The following is a 15,805-nucleotide window of genomic DNA, read 5'->3' on the forward strand; positions in this document are numbered from 1 at the left end:
ACAACTTACGCAGGTCATTACCCGTCAGAGGGGATCCGTCACCTCGGGTCGCTCAGTCCGCCGACAGGATGCTTCCGTAGGCGCGGGCGGCCAGATCCGCGATCAGGTCGTGGGAGCCGAGGAGGTCGGCGCACTCGGCCCCGATCTCCTCGGCCGCCGCGCTCGCGAGCCCCGGGGCCGCCTCGGGACCCAGGACGCACGGGGACAGGGCGATCCGCTGGGCGCCGATGCCGCGGAGCCGCCCGGCGGCGTCGGCTACGGCGGGTGCGCTGTCCAGCGAGGCGACCAGGACGGGCAGCGTCAGCCGAGAGGCCAGCAGCACGGCCGTCGGCTGTGCCTCCGCCGCCGCGTTCTCTCCGCCGACGGTGGCGAGGATGACCGCGTCGACCGGGGTGTCGACCGGATTGGAGACGTTGAGCAGCCGCATCCGGTCGGCCCGGGCCAGGCTCTTCTCCGACAGCCGGATGTGCAGTGCCTCGGCGAGCAGCGGGTGCGGCCCCAGCGGGTCGGTGACCGTCACCTGCACGCCGCTGGCCGCGACAGCCATGGAGATCAGCCGGTCCGCGACCGGGTGCGGGCCGGTCAGCAGCGGTACCACGATGGCGGCTGTGGCGTCCTCGGGCCGTTCCCTGGCCGCTGACTCCAGTTCGGAGGTCAGCTCCTTGGCGTCCTCGCCGAGCCCGGCCAGTCTGACCTGGATCTGCGGGTTGTCCACCCGGATGAGGGCCGCGAGTTCCGCGGCGGTGCCGGAGGCGTCGCCGAGCGTGGCCAGCACCAGTGCCGGCGCCTCGGGCGGGAGCTGGGAAGGCACGGGCCTGCGGTGCCTGCCGGAGGGCCGTACCGGGCGCCCTCGTACGGGGAGGATGGGACTCTCACTCACATGCGCGGACTCTAGGGCCATTTGACTCTTCCCGTGACCGGAAACGGCGGCATTTCCGTCACAACATTCTGAAAGGTGGGGTGCTCGGTGCGCGGCCGGGGGATCCTCCGAGGTCAGACATCGCGGTGGCCTTCCCATTCGTCCTCCAGGGCCGAGTGCACGATGGAGTCGCGCCAGGCTCCGCGGGCTCGGACGTGGTGCCTGATCCTGCCCTCCTCGACCATTCCGGCGACCAGCATCGCCAGCTGGGCGGCGGTGTTGGCCGGGGAGCGGGCACCCCAGATGCGGTGCAGGCGCAGGTCGCGGAAGCCGAACGCGAGGATCAGCCGGATCAGGTCGGTGCCGATGCCCCGGCCCCAGTGGTCGGGGCGGAGCCCGAGGCCGATCTCCGCGCTGTGCGGGTGGTCGGCCTCGATGTGCAGCCTGGCGACGCCGAAGGCTTCGCAGCCGTCGAGGTCGGTCACCGCCAGTACGTAGAGACGCCGGGGCTCGGTCTCCGAGGACTCCATCGCCTCGATGATCGACTCTTCGACCTCCTCGCGGGTGCGGGGGTCGAACGGCAGGTGCTCGGTGGCAGTGGGGTCGCCGTATACCGCGTGCAGGGCGTCCACGTCCGCGATGGTGACTTCCCTCAACCGGAGTCTCTTGCCCGAGATCTCAACGTGGCGCATGCGCAGACGCTAACCTCTCGGGAGTTCCAGGACTAGAGATCATTCCAATAAGCGGACATACCATCATTTAATGATCTTATATGCACCGCTTCGCGCCTGCCCAGGCCCAGGACGCCATGTGACTCCGGCGTCGGCCTGCGCCGCCTTCGCCTCGGCCTCGGCGGTCCCCGCGGAGATCTGCCTGGGCGACGCCGAGGAGCTGCTGATACGGGCGTATATCCGCGGACCGTAATCACGGAGTAATGCGGCAGAATAGGCGAATGATTCCTTCGAATCTGCATGTGCTCGTGGTCACCGGCCCAGGCCTGGTCGCGGACCTCCGCCTGCTCACCGAGGTGGCCGACCGTGAGTTCGCGGCCCTCGGGGTCGGCGGGACGGTGTCGATGACCTCCGACCTGCCGGGCTTCCGGGCGGCGCTGGAGTCTCCCGGCGCCCTGGTCGTCATGCCGGGTCCGGATCCGGGGGCCCGCGGCCTGTTCGCCGAGTATCCCGAGGCGGTCTGGCTCGACCTGACGAAGTCCGAGGCCCCGCTCCCCGGGGCGGCGGACGGCGCGTCGGGCACCCACCTGCACGGGCGGGGAATCTGGGGGCTGACCTGGGCGATCAGGCACGCCGTACACCGGCTGCGCCGACCGGCGCACCGGGTCGCCTACGGTGATCACCCCGACCAGTGGGCGGAGATACGGCCGCCGTACGGGACCCCGGGGCAGGCGCCCTCGCCCGAGGCCGACGGACAGACACCCGTCGCGGTGCTGTTGCACGGCGGTTTCTGGCGCTCGATCTGGGGCGCGGACCTGATGGACGCGCTCGCCATCGACCTCGCCGAGCGCGGGTTCGCCGCCTGGAATCTCGAATACCGCCGCCCCGACCTGCACGGCTGGGACGCGACCACCGCGGACGTCGCCCGGGGCATCGCTCTCGCGGCACAGGGCGCCCGCGGCCCGCTCGTGGTGATCGGCCACTCCGCGGGCGGGCAACTCGCCCTCCGTGCCGCCGCCGACGACCATCGGATCACCCTGGCGGTCTCCCTGGCGGGGGTGCTCGACCTGGCCGAGGGGGACCGCAGGCAGATGAGTTCCGGCGCGGTCGCCGCGGCGCTCGGCGGATCCGCCGCCGAGGTGCCCGAGACCTACCAGCGGTCGGGGCCGCTGGAGCGACTCCCGCTGGGAGTGCCCCAGCTCATCGTGCAGGGGGGTGGGGACGACCTGGACCTGGTCGACTTCAGCCGTCGCTACGCGCGAGCCGCTCAGGAGTCAGGCGATCAGGTGATATATCTCGAAATGTCGGGTGATCATTTCGATGTCATCGACCCCGTGTCGCCGATCTGGCGGGCCACCGCCGGGGCGATCGCCGAGCACGGCAAGGTCACCTGACGCGGCGGTGGGTCTCAGCCGGACGACAGGGGGCGCCAGGGGACGGGGCTGGACAGCACCATCATGCTCGACGGGTGACCGTACGGAGCGAGCCGGTCGATCATCTCCTCGAATGTCGTCATCGAGGAGGTGACGACCCGCAGCAGGCAGCAGGCGTCACCGGTCACCCGGTGCACCTCAAGGATCTCCGGCCAGGCCAGTGCCTGCTCGTCGCGGAGCACGCAGCGGGGGCCGTAACACGACATCCTGATCAGGGCGGCCACCCCGCGCCCGGCCCGTGACGCGTCGACCCGGGCGTGGTAACCGGTGATCACCCCGGTCTCCTCCAGCCGCCGTACCCGCTCCGCCACCGCCGGGGCGGACAGGTGCACCCGCCGGGAGAGCTCGCTGTAGGACAGCCGCGCGTCCTGCTGCAACTCGGCCAGCAGTGCCCAGTCCATCGCGTCCACGATCACGCTCCGTCATGCCGTAAGTTGATCTGCCTGATGCCTTCCGTTCCGAAGGCACAACCCAATAATCACCTTTCCTGCATTATTTTCGTACAGACCGATACGGAGCACTATGGGGGTGTACAGGCGTAGGAGGAGCGATGACCGCTATCAAGCAGCTCACGGAGCAGGACCGCAAGGCGCGCGCGGAGGCCAACGACGGGCTGCCGACGCTGGGCTTCGAAGCCGGCACGCCCTACGACGAATACGTGGGCACCGCCGCCCTTCATGATCTTCAACACACCGTCACCGACGCCCCGGAGGAACTGGCGTTCCTGGTCACCACACAGGTGATGGAGCTCTACTTCGGACTGCTCCGCTCGGAGTGGCGTCTGGCCCAGCGGCAGCTCGACGAGGACGACGTCAACGCCGCGACGTGGACGATCAGGCGCACGGTACGGCACTTCGAGGCGCTCAACGCCGCCTGGGCCGCGCTGAGCTGGCTGACCCCGGCGCAGTTCAACACCTTCCGCGACGCCCTCGGCGAGGGATCGGGTTTCCAGTCCGCGCTCTACCGCCATGTGGAGTTCCTGCTCGGCAACAAGTCCGAGGCGCTCATCAGGCCGCACCGCCGCAATCCCGAGGCGCACCGGGAGCTGGTGGAGGCGCTGCACCGGCCGAGCCTCTACGACTCGGTGCTCGCCATGCTCGCCCGCGCGGGCCACGCGATCCCCACCTCGGTGCTCGAACGCGACCTCGCCGCGGAGTACGAGCCAAGCGCCGAGGTCGAGGCGGTCTGGGCCGAGGTCTACGCCGGGCCGCTCGCCCCGCTGGCCGAGACGCTGACCGACCTGGCCGAGCAGTTCTCCGACTGGCGCTACCGGCACCTGATGGCGGTGCGCCGCTCGATGGGCGCCAAGCCCGGCTCCGGCGGATCCAGTGGCCTGAGCTGGCTGGAGCGGAGCATGCGGCGGGAGGTCTTCCCCGAACTCTGGACGGCCCGCACCCTGATGTGAGTGCGCCCGACCAGAGCCGGTCGAGACGGTCAGGTTCGCCGCCAGGGCGAGTAACGCCGCGGACCCATGATCCTTTTAGCATTCATGATCGGCAGCGTGGCCCGGAACACTTGTCGGTTACTTAAGAATGACTAGGCCACACCGGCACGGTGCGGAGGGCGTCGCCCACGTTCTTGCCGAACCGGCCGCCGGTGACCGCGGACGGTCGGCCCGGCGGGAGCGCCTAGGGGGAAACGACAGGGGGCCGCCGGTTCTTGGTGCCCGCTTGGAGATTGTTTGATCTCGCCCAGGTTCGCGGCCCGAACCCGCTCCCGCCCGGTGCGGCGCCGTCAGCCGGTCTGGCAGGCCGGGCACCAGAAGAGGTTGCGCCCGGCGAGCACCTGCGTGCGCACCTCGGTGCCGCAGAGGAAGCAGGGCATGCCGGAACGCCGGTAGACGTAGACCTCGCCACCGTGGTCGTCGACGCGGGGCGGACGGCCCATCGCCTCCGGAGTGTGCTCGGGCCTGACCGTGTCGATGCGGCCCACCCGGACACCGTCGGCCATCAGCAGCACCAGATCCGCCCAGATCGCCTCCCACTGCTCGTGGGTGAGGTCGCGGCCGGGCCGTGACGGGTCGACGCCCTGCCGGAACAGTGCCTCGGCCCGGTAGATGTTCCCCACGCCCGCGACGACCGACTGGTCCATCAGCAGGACCCCCACGGAGGTGCGGCTGCGGCCGATCCGCCGCCAGGCCGATTCGGGATCGGCGTCCGCGCGCAGCGGGTCGGGTCCGAGTCTGGCGTGCAGCGCGGCCTTTCCCGCCGGGTCGAGCAGTTCGCAGGTGTTGGGGCCACGCAGGTCCGCGTACTCGCCGGTATTGCTCAGGCGTAGCCGCACCATCCCGGTCGGCGCGGGCACGGGAACCGGGCCGAAGGCGTACTTGCCGTAGATGCCCAGGTGGATGTGGAGCCACCGCTCGTCGTCGAAGCCGAGCAGCAGGTGCTTGCCGTGGGCGTCGGCCTCGGTGAGCACCCGCCCGTCGATCCGCAGCGCCCCGGCGGCGAACCGCCCCTGGGGGCTTTCCGCGCGGACCTCGCGGCCGCCGAACGCCCGCCGATGCTCTTCGGCCAGTCGATGAATGGTGTGTCCTTCAGGCATGGTCCCGAAATCATACGGCCCCCCGGTGATGGTCAGGGCGGCGTGGTCACCGGCTCGGGGCGGTGCTCACGCCGTCGCCTGAGCAGGGTGTGGGCCGAGGCGACGAGGGCGGCCCCGGCCGCGTAGGCCACCAGGTCGGCCGCGCTGAACGTGCTGCCGAGCACCAGCCTGGCCACCGCGCTCACCTCGGAGAGCGCGGCCGGCACGGGTGTCAGCTGGGCGAGCTCGACCGCCCAGCTGAACGCCAGCGCGCCGAGCGCGGCCCGCGCCGGCGTGATCCGGGGCCACACCAGCACGATCAGCGCGTACACCAGCACGGTGTAGAGGGCGTCGCCCGCGTACTTGCCGAACCAGCCGCCGGCGACCGCGCGGACGGTCAGCCCGGCGGCGATGGTCAGGGCCGCGGCGAGCGCGGCGAGCAGACGGGTGCGCTGGGCGGGAGGCATCCACCCACGATAGCGATCGCGTCCCCGGCCGCGCCGGACACCGTTCGGAGGGGAGCGGGGCTCAGGGCAGTCGCCACACCGCGGGCAGACCCTTGCCCGCGCCGTCCTCGGAGTAGTCGTGCGTGACCTCGAGCAGTTCGGCCATCCGGGCCTGCCAGGTGATGTTCACCGGCAGGGCGGCCAGCGACGAGAGCAGCGCCTCGTAGTCGTCGCACTCGATCACGTGGAACAGGTCCTGGCCGCTGCGCCAGATCGTCCACTCGTGCGCGCCGCCCCGCTTGATGGCCTCGACCAGTTCGGCGGGCACCTCCCGGTGCGCCTGGTCGTACTCGGACTCCCTGCCAGGCTTGACCCGGGTGTGCAGCGCGACGCGCATGTTGTACCTCCACGAAGTTGTAGACCGTTATAGCAGTGGTCCGATGTGTGGGGGTCAGGGAAGGGATGGCAGGCGGCGGTCGTGCAGCCAGCCCGCGAACAGCTTGTCCAGCGGCCGCACCGTGCGGCGCGTGGCCAGCGCGGTGAACGCCTCGGTGGTGACGCTCCCGTGGCGGTGCCCGGCCGTCCACTCCCGCAGCAGCGCGAAGAAGGGATCGTCGCCGATGGTGCGCCGGAGCGCGTGCAGGGTGAGCGCGCCGCGCCGGTAGACGCGGTCGTCGAACAGGCGACGGGGACCGGGGTCGGCCAGGACGAAGTCCTGGGGGAGGTCGGAGAGCAAACGGTGCCAGTGGCGCGCGTGGTCATCGGATGACAGGCCGCCGGAGTTCTCCGACCAGATCCACTCAGCGTAAGAGGCGAACCCCTCGTGCAGCCAGATGTCGCGCCAGTCGGTCACCGTCAGGCTGTTGCCGAACCACTGGTGGGCCAGCTCGTGGGCGACCAGCCGCTCCTCGCCCCGTCTACCGTCCACGTGGTTCACCCCGAAGATCGACATGCCCTGTGCCTCGACCGGGATCTCCAGCTCGTCGTTCACGACCACCACGGTGTAGGAGCCGAACGGGTAGGGGCCGAACCGCTCGCGGAAGACCTCCATCATCCGGCCCTGACGCTCGAAGTCGTGGCGCACCCGCGAGGCGTGCCCGGCGGGGAAGAGCAGCTCCATCCCCGGGCCCAGCTCGGCCCGCTGGTAGCGGCCGATCTGCACGCTCGCCAGGTAGGAGGCCATCGGCTCGATCTGCTCGTACACCCATGTGGTCGTCGAGGCCGCCCGCCGCCGCGCGACCAGCTCCCCGTTGGCGATCACCTGGTACGCGGAGGCGGTGGTGACCGAGATCCGGTAGGTGGCCTTGTCGTCGGGCCGGTCGTTGCACGGGAACCACGACGGAGCCCCGATCGGCTGGCTGGCCACGATGACGCCGTCGGTGAGCTGTTCCCAGCCGAGCCCGCCCCAGTGGCTGGTCACCGGCTGGGGACTGCCCGCGTAGCGGACCTCGACGGTGAAGGGGCCGGGTCGCAGCCCGACCGGCGACAGGTGGAGCTTGCCTCCGCGATGGGTGAAGCGCACCCGCGCGCCGTCGACCAGCACTCCGCTCACACGCAGGGCACCCAGATCGAGGGAGAGCCGGGTGAGCTGCCGCAGCGCCACGGCGGAGATCCGGGCGACGCCACCCAGGCGGTTCGGGCCCACCCGGTAGTCGAGGGTCAGGTCGTAGTGCTCCACCCGGTAGCTGTCGTCGCCGTGCATGGGGAAGTACAACTTGGGGGTAAAGGGCGTGCTCAGAACCACACCGGCTTCCTCTGTTCCACTCTCTTCGTGCGTTATCCCCGCCGGGCCCATGCCGCGATCGGGTTGCCGAACCAGCGGGTCCCGGCGGGCACGGACTCACCGCGCATCACCAGGGAGGCCGGTCCAACCGTGGTGTTCTCCCCGATCGCCGCTGCGGGCAGGATCACCCCGTGGGGCCCGAGTGTCGATCCGTCCCGCATGACGACAGTATCGATGCTCATCACGCGGTCGTGGAACAGATGAGTCTGCAACACGCATCCCCGGTTCACCGACACCCCGTCGCCCAGGCTGACCAGGTCGACCTCGGGCAGCCAGTACGTCTCGCACCACACGCCCCGGCCCACGCGCGCGCCCAGGGAGCGCAGCCACACATTCAGCGGGGCCGTCCCCAGCCAGCGCTGGGCGAACCAGGGCGCGGCCAGTACCTCCACGAAGGTGTCGGCCAGTTCGTTGCGCCACACGAACGAGCTCCACAGTGGCCGGTCGCCCACTGCGATCCGGCCCACCAGCGCCCACTTGGCCACGGTGGCGACCGCCGCGGCGAGCACCCCGCCGCTCAGCACCACCACGCCCGACAGGACGATCGCCGCCGCGAAGCCGTACGCCCTGGCCAGCCACTCCAGGGCCGCCGCCACGAGCACGGCCACGGCGACGGTGCACATCACCGGGACGACGCGGCACACCTCGACCGCGGCGCGGGCGACCTTCAGTCTCGGCGGCGGATCGTAGGTGCGGCTCCGGTCGATCTCCTCGGTGGCCCTGCGCAGCTCCACCGGTGGCATGCCCAGGTAGGACGAGCCCGCCTTGGCCTTCTTCGGCGCCGCCGACAGCACCGCGACCAGGCCGTCCTTGGGCACCTTACGCCCCGGCGCGGTCATCCCCGAGTTACCGAGGAACGCGCGTTTGCCGATTCGCACATGGTCGACCCGCAGCCGGCCGCCCTCCAGCTCGTACGGCGCCACCATCGTGTCGTCGGCGAGGAAGGCGCCGTCCCCGACGGAGGTCATCGACGGCAGCGCCAGCACCGTCGACAGCTCCACGTCCCGGCCGACCTTCATCCCCAGGGCGCGCAGCCAGGCGGGGGTGACCATGCTCGCGTACAGCGGGAACAGCCAGACCCGCGCCATCGACATCAGCAGGCCCGTCGCCCACGCCTGCCAGGCCTGGCGGCTGTGCACCGGGTGCTGCCCGGCGTGCAGGCCGGCCGAGAGCAGCCGCACCGAGGCAACGGTCAGCAGGACGAGGGTGGCCGTGGAGACGACGGTGGCCGTGGGCACCCCGGAAAGGACGGAGGTCAGGGAGGGGGCGTCGCCGCGCAGCAGCACGGCGAGGCCGGGCAGCATGGCGATCACCGGGAAGAGGCCCAGGACCGGCGCGGACAGCCCGTAGACCGCGACCCAGCGCCACGAGCGCGGCGGACGGTCGGCCGACGGCTGGCGGGCCTTGCCCATCCGGCTCGCGGGCACGCCCGCCCAGCGCTCCCCGGACGGCACCGAACCTGCCACCGCCGAGCCGGGCGCGACCTGGGCGTTCTTGCCGATCTTCGCACCGGGGAACAGGGTGGTGCGGGCGCCGACCGTGGCGGAGGCGCCGATCTTGATCTCGCCGACACGTACCCGGTCGCCGTCGATCCAGTAGCCGCTCAGGTCGACCTCGGGTTCGACCGCCGCGTACTTGCCCAGCTTGAGCATCCCGGTTATCGGCGGCATCGAGTGCAGGTCCGCGTCATCGCCGACCTGGGCGCCGAGCGCCCGCGCGTAGTGGGTGAGCCACGGGGCGCTGGACACCTCGCCCACGCCGAGCCGCTCGGCGAGCCGCTCGGCGAACCAGAGCCGCAGATGCGTGCCGCCGCCTCGGGGGTAGGTGCCGGGTTTCAGCCCGCGCAGCAGCAGCCGGGCGCCGCCCGCGGCCAGCGCGATCCGCCCGGCGGGGTTGACGAACAGCAGCGCGCCCGCGAGCACCCACCACCACGAGACGGCCGGGGCCCAGGGTAGGCCCACCAGGTTGTTCAGCGCGGCCAGCGCCACCACCCAGCGCAGCGCGCCGACGGTGAGCAGCGGGATGGTGAGCACCGTCTGTGCGATCGCGGCACGGCGCGGCACCGGCGTGACGATCCGGTCGGTGGTCACGATCTCCGGCGCGTCGAGTGCCGACAGGTGCCCGGCGAGCCGGGGCAGCGTCGGGTTGTCGTAGACGTCGCCGACGGTGACCGCGGGGTAGCGGGTCCGCAGCGCCGAGACCAGCCTGGCCGCCGCGAGGCTGGTGCCGCCCTCGGCGAAGAAGTCGCCCTCGACGCCGCCGAGGATGTCCAGCCAGCACTCGGCCACCCACGGGTCGACGTCCGGCATCCCGGTAGGGGCCGGGCCGGACTTCTTGGGCGGCGGCCAGGGCAGGGCATCCCTGTCGATCTTCCCGGAGGTGCGCGTCGGCAGGTCGTCCACCAGAGCGATCCGGGGGAGCAGCGCGGCGGGCAGGGTGTGGCGGAGGCGGTCCCTGGCGTCCTGCTGGTCGAACTCCTCGCCGGGCACGACGTAGCCGACGAGCAGCTGGTGCCCGCCACCGGTCGTGCGGACCGCCGCGGCCGCCCCGGCGACCCCGGGCAGCGCCTGCAGGGCCGCGTCGACCTCGCCCAGCTCGATTCTGCGGCCGCCGAGCTTGATCTGCTCGTCCGCCCGCCCGACGAAGAGCAGTCCCTGCGGCTCGGCCCGTACCAGGTCGCCGCTGCGGTAGGCGCGCTCCCAGCCGAGCGATCCGAGCGGGGCGTACTTCTCGGCGTCCTTGGCCGGGTCCAGGTATCTGGCGAGCCCGACCCCGCCGATGACCAGTTCCCCGGCCTCGCCCATCGCCACCGGCTCACCGTCCTTGCCGACGACGGCCAGATCCCAGCCCGCCAGCGGCAGCCCGATCCGCACCGGCCCCTCCCCGGTCAGCGGCGCCGCGCACGCCACCACCGTCGCCTCGGTCGGGCCGTAGGTGTTCCACACCTCGCGCCCCGGCACGGCCAGCCGCTCGGCGAGTTCCGGCGGGCACGCCTCACCGCCGAAGATCAGCAGCCGTACGTCGTCGAGCGTCTCGACCGGCCAGAGCGCGGCCAGGGTCGGTACTGTCGACACGACCGTGATGCCCATGTCGACCAGCCACGGTCCCAGGTCCATGCCGGCGCGCACCAGCGCCCGCGGTGCCGCCACCAGGCAGCCGCCGTGCCGCCAGGCCAGCCACATCTCCTCGCAGGAGGCGTCGAACGCGACCGAGAGCCCCGCCAGCACCCGGTCACCGGGCCCGATGGGCTCCCCGGCCAGGAACAGCCGCGCCTCGGCGTCGACGAACGCCGCCGCGTTGCGATGGGTCACCGCCACGCCCTTGGGCTTTCCCGTGGACCCCGAGGTGAAGATGATCCACGCGTCGTCCTCGGGGCCGGGCCGCCCACCGTCGCCGTGAGACGGGACGGCCGGGCTGTGCGTCGGGTCGTGTGCCGGACCGCCGTCGAGAGGGGGGACGCCGGGGTCGCCGTAGGAGATGATCTTCCCGCCGTCGACGATGACGGAGCGGACTTCCGCCTCGCCGAAGACCAGCTCGGCCCGCTCGTCGGGGTCGTCGGCGTCGACCGGTACGTAGGCGGCGCCCACGGTGAGCACGGCGACGATCGCGACGTACAGACCGACGGTGCCCGAGGGGATCCGCACCCCGACCCGGTCGCCGCGCCCGACCCCGGCGGCCCGCAGCTCCAGGGCCATCCGCCCGGCCTCGGCCCGCAGGCCGGTGTAGTCGAGACGGGTCCGCCCGTCGTCCAGCGCGGCCGCGTGGGGGTGGCGCCGCGTGGTCTGGTCGAGGATGTCCAGCAGCGTCCTGGCCTGCGGCGCGGCCCCTCCCGGCAGGAGCGCCCGCGCTGGCACGTCGGTGTCGGCTGGTAACGGACTCACGGTCTTCCCCCATGTGGTGTGAGGCCCTTCCGGCCGCGGAACAGCCTATGCGCACGGGGTTAACGCATTCCGGGTGCCTGGTTGTACGTCGTGTGAACCCCGCCCTTCCGATCACATTCCGGCTGGTCGGCCGCTCGGAGGAGGCCTCGCTCGAAGCGGGGTGCGCACCGTGTCCATCCGGTGCGGGACCGTGAGTTGGTGACGTTGGCCAGGGATCCGCGTCGTGCCTGTTGACGTCCTGCTGGCAGAGCTTAAACTCAACGCATAGTGAATTTTCTGTGGCGAACGGTGGCCGCGCTGTCGGCGGTGCTGTCGATGGTGTTGTCGGCGGCCGGTCGTGACACGGGAGTGTGACGCTGTGCGCAGGACACCCGCGGCCATCGGAAGCACGATCTTCTTCGCGCTGGCGCCGGGCACCGTGGCCGGGTTCGTACCCTGGTGGATCACCCGGTGGGAGACGGCGGACCCGATGCCGGCGGCGCCGTCCTGGGGCACGGTCTCGCTACGCCTCATCGGCGCGTCATTCGTCGTCGCCGGGGTCGTGGTGCTGGTCAGGGCATTCGTCCGGTTCGTAGTGGAGGGGCTGGGCACTCCCGCCCCGGTCGCACCGCCCGAGCGCCTGGTCATCGGAGGTCTGTACAGATACGTCAGGAATCCGATGTACGTGGCCGTCCTCGCGACGATCGGTGGGCAGGCGCTGCTCCTGGGCCGGCCCGTCCTGCTGCTGTACGGCGCCGTCACGGCCGCGGCCGTCGTCGCGTTCGTCCGCTGGTACGAGGAGCCGAGCCTGCGCCGCAGGTTCGGCGCCGATTACGAGAGGTACCACGCGGCCGTGCCCGGCTGGTGGCCCCGTACGCGCGCCTATCACCCCTGATCCCCGGTCCGGCGGGAGGCGGAGCCGCCGTCACGGGCGGGGCAGCCACCCTCTGGTGGCCGCGAGGTAGCCGGCCTGGAAACGGCTGCGTGCTTCGAGCCGCTCCATCAGGTCGGCGGTGATACGACGCAGGGTGCGTACCGAGACGTCGAGCCTGCGGGCCACCGCCTCGTCGGTGAGTCCCGCGGAGAGCAGGCGGAGCACCTCGCGCTCCTGATGGCTGAGGCCCTTCTCGTCGCGTCTGCGCTCCGCACCGAGGGGGGTGGCGGCACCCCAGGTCTGCTCGAACAGCGCGACCAGGGCGGTGACGACGCCCGCGCCGCGGAGCAGGACCGCGCCGATGCTGCTGTCCTCGGGATCCATCGGCAACAGGGCCACCCGGCGGTCGAAGACGAGCATGCGGAGCGGAAGGCCGGGAGTGGTGCGCACCTGGCCGCCACGGTCGGTGAGCCAGGCCGCGTACGCGCTGGTCGGCTGGTCGTTGCGGATGCTGTCGGTGTAGACGACGCGGATCGCCGCACCCCGGTCGAGCAGCGCCTCGTCCAGGGGACGGCTCGCCGCGATGTTGTCCGGCGTCTGGGCGCTCTTCGGCTCGAACCCGAGCAACTCCTGCTGGCACTCGGCGACCTGCTCCTCGATCCTGGTGCGGATCGTGTCGATGCCGACGAGTGACTCGGAGTCCTCGCCGGAGCGCGCCGGGTTCTGGTCGGCGTAGGCCGCGATCATCTGGGCGACGGCCATCCGGCTCCGCTCGATCTCCTGCTGCTTGGCCAGCAGCGCGGCCTCCTCGCGGGCCAGCAGCGCGGCCAGCCCCACCTCCGGCCGGACCAGGCGCAGCACGTCCGGCTCCTCCCAGGAGGGGCGCAGGAGCGACAGCTTGGCCAGCTCGTCCAGCGTGTTGCGGATCCGATGGACCGGCCAGCCCAGCTCAAGGCTCAGTTCCATCACGCCGTAGGAGGGATTCTCCAGGATGGTTCGGTAGACGGTTTCCTCGGCGGACCCGATGCCAAGCAGCATGAGCACGACTCCTCCACGGTTCGAGCATGACCAAGACCCGATCTGCGGGCAGGACCCAGGATGGTCTCAGCCTGAAACTAGCCAGGCGCAGTGACGACGGGGTTATGCGCTCGCCCCCGGGGGGCCGGAACGGCGGGTGGCGGGGGCAGGGGAGCCGCTCCCGGGCCGGCCCGCGGCACGCTGGCATGACCCTGCCACGTTAGGGACCTGCCAGGGGAAATACCTGTTCTATTCGCCACATGCCGACCACTGTCGATTCATGTATCTCATCAACGTGCGCCTACGCGCCCCCGAGATCGAAGGCCGCCTGGCCCCACCCGGCGGCCGGATGTCCGCGCGCGAGATCCGACGTCTGCTCCTGGTGCTGGCGGAGCCCGAGGAGGGGCTTGAGCACGTCTACGGCGAGGAGCGCGCCGACGGCGTGGCCCTCGGCCTCTTCATTCGCAGACGCACCCTCGACGCCGCCGAGAGCGCGGCGGCCCGGCTTTGCGGGCGCTGTCTCGGCGACGTGCCCGAGCTCGCGGGCTGGTCGCTGCTGGGTTGTGGCGCCGACCTCGCCCTCGCTCTCACCCGTTTCGAGGACTCCGGCGGCCAGGCCTGTCAGCGTCCTGCCATTGCAGCGCGCTGACAGCCCCGAGGCCTTCCGGAATACCCGGACATCAGCCAAGAATCGAAGTGTCAGAACAAAACGGGAAATGTCCGGTGAAAGTAAACCGGAAGATCACCCGGGAAAACAGTGAAAAGGGCGCCGATGATTACCGGCCGAAAGGAAGAAGAACAATGAATGCCGCGATTTGTCCAGTCGCCCCCGTAATCGGCGTCCGCTCGCTCACCGCCATCCTCACGACCGCCGTGGCGGCCGCGGCCTCGACCGGGAAGAAGGCCGGTGGCCCCGCGGCGGCCGCGACCCTCATCCTGGCCGGCGGAGCCGGCTGGCAGTGAGCCGACCAGGAGAAACCCATTCGTAACGGGCACCGTGCCCGAGAAGTCGTCCGGGAGGCGACCATCGTGAAGCACCAGGAAGTCGAGTTACTCGCTCTCGGCGCAGGGCCGTCCAACCTCGCCCTCGCCGTGGCTCTCGAAGAGCTCGCTCCGGAACTGGCAACCAGAACGCTGATCATAGAGCAGCACGAGAACGTGGCCTGGCAGCGGGGAATGCTGCTGCCCTGGACACAGAGCCAGGTCTCCTTTCTCAAGGACCTGGTCACCCTGAGGAACCCGCAGAGCAGGTTCTCCTTCGTGAATCACCTGCACTCGGTGGGAAGGCTTAGTGAATTCGTCAACCTGGGTAGTTTCACCCCGTACAGAATGGAGATTTCGAATTACCTGATCTGGGTCGCGGAGTCGCTCGCCCAGGTGCGCATCGAGTACGGCCGGCGTTGCGCGGCGGTCGAGCCGGTCCTGTCCGGTGACGGCCAGATCGAGCGCTGGATCGTCCGGCTCGCCGACGGCTCGACCATCGGCTGCCGCACCCTGGTGGTCGGCGCGGGCCGCGATGCGCACATCCCCGAGGTGTTCGAGACGCTTCCTCGCGAGCGGATCATCCACAGCACCGAGTACAGCAAGGGGATCGCCGGGCTGGACCACGACGCCCCGCACCGGGTCGCGGTCATCGGCGGCGCGCAGAGCGCGGCCGAGATGCTGTGGGCCACCCACCAGAGCATGCCCAACGCCGAGTGCACGATGATCATGCGCTCCATCGGCCTCAACGGCTACGAGAGCAGCAAGTTCACCAACGAGCTCTTCTACGCCTCCTTCGTCGACGAGTTCTACGAGTCGCGCCCCGAGGCCCGCCGCCAGCTCCTCAGCGAGATGCACCGGACCAACTACGCGGGTCTCTCCCCGGGCCTGCTCGAAAGCCTCTACCGGCAGATCTACCTGGAGCGCCTCACCGGACAGGAGAGGATCCGGATGATCACGATGGCCGAGATCTCCCAGGCCAGGATCGAGGGCGGCGAGATCGTCCTCACCCTCAGGGACAGGAAGAGCGGCCGTCACGACGAGCTGCCCTGCGACGTCCTGCTGCTCGGCACCGGCTTCGACCGCCGGATGCCCTCGCTCATCCGCGACCTGGCCACCAGGGCCGGCCTCGGCGAGATCGGCGTCGACCGTTTCTACAAGCTGGCCCTGCCCGCCGGGTCGAGCGCCGCCTGTTACCTGCAGGGCGTCAACGAGGACACGCACGGCATCGCCGACTCCCTGCTCAGCACGCTGGCCAACCGGGCGGAGGAGATCGTCGGCGACATCCAGGAGAGCCAGGCCACCGCCGAGCTCCTGTCACCGTTCGCCCTGCCGGTCGCCTCCTGATCCCCCAGACC

15 protein-coding genes are annotated in these 15,805 nt (G+C 71.0%); 6 read left to right on the forward strand and 9 right to left on the reverse strand.

The genetic code is table 11. The annotated features are described in order from the left end of the window. Window positions 1-52: 52 nt before the first annotated feature. Together ACWD3H_RS04605 and ACWD3H_RS04610 are read right to left on the reverse strand one after the other, a co-directional pair. Entirely contained in the window at window positions 53-880 is an 828-nt protein-coding gene (locus ACWD3H_RS04605) for a sirohydrochlorin chelatase (RefSeq protein ID WP_451954022.1), read from the reverse strand. A 113-nt stretch (window positions 881-993) separates the two neighbouring features. Continuing rightward, complete coding sequence (locus ACWD3H_RS04610; RefSeq protein ID WP_451954023.1) at window positions 994-1,551, reverse strand: GNAT family N-acetyltransferase; 558 nt, start codon at window positions 1,549-1,551, stop codon at window positions 994-996. A gap of 260 nt (window positions 1,552-1,811) precedes the next feature. Here ACWD3H_RS04610 and ACWD3H_RS04615 point away from each other — a divergent pair, with 260 nt between their 5' ends. After that, window positions 1,812-2,924 (forward strand): alpha/beta hydrolase, encoded by a 1,113-nt coding sequence (locus tag ACWD3H_RS04615; RefSeq protein ID WP_451954024.1) that lies wholly within the window; start codon window positions 1,812-1,814, stop codon window positions 2,922-2,924. Window positions 2,925-2,938: 14 nt separating this feature from the next. On the opposite strand, the gene ACWD3H_RS04620 is transcribed toward ACWD3H_RS04615, so the two are convergent. Next, window positions 2,939-3,364 carry an Lrp/AsnC family transcriptional regulator gene (locus ACWD3H_RS04620; protein ID WP_211263939.1) on the reverse strand — a complete coding sequence of 142 codons (426 nt, stop codon included), beginning with the start codon at window positions 3,362-3,364 and terminating at the stop codon, window positions 2,939-2,941. Between the two features lie 149 nt (window positions 3,365-3,513). On the opposite strand from ACWD3H_RS04620, the gene ACWD3H_RS04625 reads away from it, so the two are divergent. After that, window positions 3,514-4,368: a tryptophan 2,3-dioxygenase gene (locus tag ACWD3H_RS04625; RefSeq protein ID WP_451954025.1), complete on the forward strand. Its 855-nt coding sequence runs from the start codon at window positions 3,514-3,516 to the stop codon at window positions 4,366-4,368. Window positions 4,369-4,697: 329 nt separating this feature from the next. Here ACWD3H_RS04625 and ACWD3H_RS04630 read toward each other — a convergent pair whose 3' ends face one another. The 5 genes from ACWD3H_RS04630 to ACWD3H_RS04650 all read right to left on the reverse strand — a co-directional run bounded on the left by ACWD3H_RS04630 (window position 4,698) and on the right by ACWD3H_RS04650 (window position 11,596). Further along, a complete protein-coding gene (locus ACWD3H_RS04630; RefSeq protein ID WP_355554168.1) occupies window positions 4,698-5,507 on the reverse strand; it encodes an Fpg/Nei family DNA glycosylase in 810 nt (269 codons plus the stop codon). Window positions 5,508-5,539: 32 nt separating this feature from the next. Continuing rightward, complete coding sequence (locus tag ACWD3H_RS04635; protein WP_451954026.1) at window positions 5,540-5,953, reverse strand: ribosomal maturation YjgA family protein; 414 nt, start codon at window positions 5,951-5,953, stop codon at window positions 5,540-5,542. 61 nt (window positions 5,954-6,014) lie between these two features. Next, window positions 6,015-6,329, reverse strand: a complete 315-nt coding sequence (locus ACWD3H_RS04640; RefSeq protein WP_451954027.1) for an L-rhamnose mutarotase — start codon at window positions 6,327-6,329, stop codon at window positions 6,015-6,017. A gap of 54 nt (window positions 6,330-6,383) precedes the next feature. Then, on the reverse strand, window positions 6,384-7,676 hold the full coding sequence (locus tag ACWD3H_RS04645; RefSeq protein ID WP_451954028.1) for a M1 family metallopeptidase: 1,293 nt from the start codon (window positions 7,674-7,676) through the stop codon (window positions 6,384-6,386). 32 nt (window positions 7,677-7,708) lie between these two features. After that, window positions 7,709-11,596: a Pls/PosA family non-ribosomal peptide synthetase gene (locus tag ACWD3H_RS04650; protein ID WP_451954029.1), complete on the reverse strand. Its 3,888-nt coding sequence runs from the start codon at window positions 11,594-11,596 to the stop codon at window positions 7,709-7,711. Window positions 11,597-11,954: 358 nt separating this feature from the next. On the opposite strand from ACWD3H_RS04650, the gene ACWD3H_RS04655 reads away from it, so the two are divergent. Continuing rightward, window positions 11,955-12,470 carry a methyltransferase family protein gene (locus ACWD3H_RS04655; RefSeq protein WP_451954030.1) on the forward strand — a complete coding sequence of 172 codons (516 nt, stop codon included), beginning with the start codon at window positions 11,955-11,957 and terminating at the stop codon, window positions 12,468-12,470. 30 nt (window positions 12,471-12,500) lie between these two features. On the opposite strand, the gene ACWD3H_RS04660 is transcribed toward ACWD3H_RS04655, so the two are convergent. Then, window positions 12,501-13,487 carry a LuxR C-terminal-related transcriptional regulator gene (locus ACWD3H_RS04660; protein WP_451954149.1) on the reverse strand — a complete coding sequence of 329 codons (987 nt, stop codon included), beginning with the start codon at window positions 13,485-13,487 and terminating at the stop codon, window positions 12,501-12,503. Window positions 13,488-13,746: 259 nt separating this feature from the next. On the opposite strand from ACWD3H_RS04660, the gene ACWD3H_RS04665 reads away from it, so the two are divergent. The 3 genes from ACWD3H_RS04665 to ACWD3H_RS04675 all read left to right on the forward strand — a co-directional run bounded on the left by ACWD3H_RS04665 (window position 13,747) and on the right by ACWD3H_RS04675 (window position 15,794). Next, window positions 13,747-14,115 carry a hypothetical protein gene (locus tag ACWD3H_RS04665; RefSeq protein WP_350919920.1) on the forward strand — a complete coding sequence of 123 codons (369 nt, stop codon included), beginning with the start codon at window positions 13,747-13,749 and terminating at the stop codon, window positions 14,113-14,115. Window positions 14,116-14,267: 152 nt separating this feature from the next. Beyond that, window positions 14,268-14,429: a hypothetical protein gene (locus ACWD3H_RS04670; RefSeq protein WP_451954031.1), complete on the forward strand. Its 162-nt coding sequence runs from the start codon at window positions 14,268-14,270 to the stop codon at window positions 14,427-14,429. Between the two features lie 66 nt (window positions 14,430-14,495). Next, window positions 14,496-15,794, forward strand: a complete 1,299-nt coding sequence (locus ACWD3H_RS04675; RefSeq protein ID WP_451954032.1) for a SidA/IucD/PvdA family monooxygenase — start codon at window positions 14,496-14,498, stop codon at window positions 15,792-15,794. Window positions 15,795-15,805 lie beyond the last annotated feature (11 nt).

The sequence above is a fragment of the Streptosporangium sp. NPDC002607 genome, assembly GCF_053592655.1.

Coding starts and splice junctions, on each gene's coding strand:
- ACWD3H_RS04610 (WP_451954023.1), bottom strand. CDS start 1,551: ATGCGCCACGTTGAGATCTCGGGCAAGAGACTCCGGTTGAGGGAAGTC.
- ACWD3H_RS04615 (WP_451954024.1), top strand. CDS start 1,812: ATGATTCCTTCGAATCTGCATGTGCTCGTGGTCACCGGCCCAGGCCTG.
- ACWD3H_RS04620 (WP_211263939.1), bottom strand. CDS start 3,364: ATGGACTGGGCACTGCTGGCCGAGTTGCAGCAGGACGCGCGGCTGTCC.
- ACWD3H_RS04625 (WP_451954025.1), top strand. CDS start 3,514: ATGACCGCTATCAAGCAGCTCACGGAGCAGGACCGCAAGGCGCGCGCG.
- ACWD3H_RS04630 (WP_355554168.1), bottom strand. CDS start 5,507: ATGCCTGAAGGACACACCATTCATCGACTGGCCGAAGAGCATCGGCGG.
- ACWD3H_RS04635 (WP_451954026.1), bottom strand. CDS start 5,953: ATGCCTCCCGCCCAGCGCACCCGTCTGCTCGCCGCGCTCGCCGCGGCC.
- ACWD3H_RS04640 (WP_451954027.1), bottom strand. CDS start 6,329: ATGCGCGTCGCGCTGCACACCCGGGTCAAGCCTGGCAGGGAGTCCGAG.
- ACWD3H_RS04660 (WP_451954149.1), bottom strand. CDS start 13,487: ATGCTGCTTGGCATCGGGTCCGCCGAGGAAACCGTCTACCGAACCATC.
- ACWD3H_RS04665 (WP_350919920.1), top strand. CDS start 13,747: ATGTATCTCATCAACGTGCGCCTACGCGCCCCCGAGATCGAAGGCCGC.
- ACWD3H_RS04670 (WP_451954031.1), top strand. CDS start 14,268: ATGAATGCCGCGATTTGTCCAGTCGCCCCCGTAATCGGCGTCCGCTCG.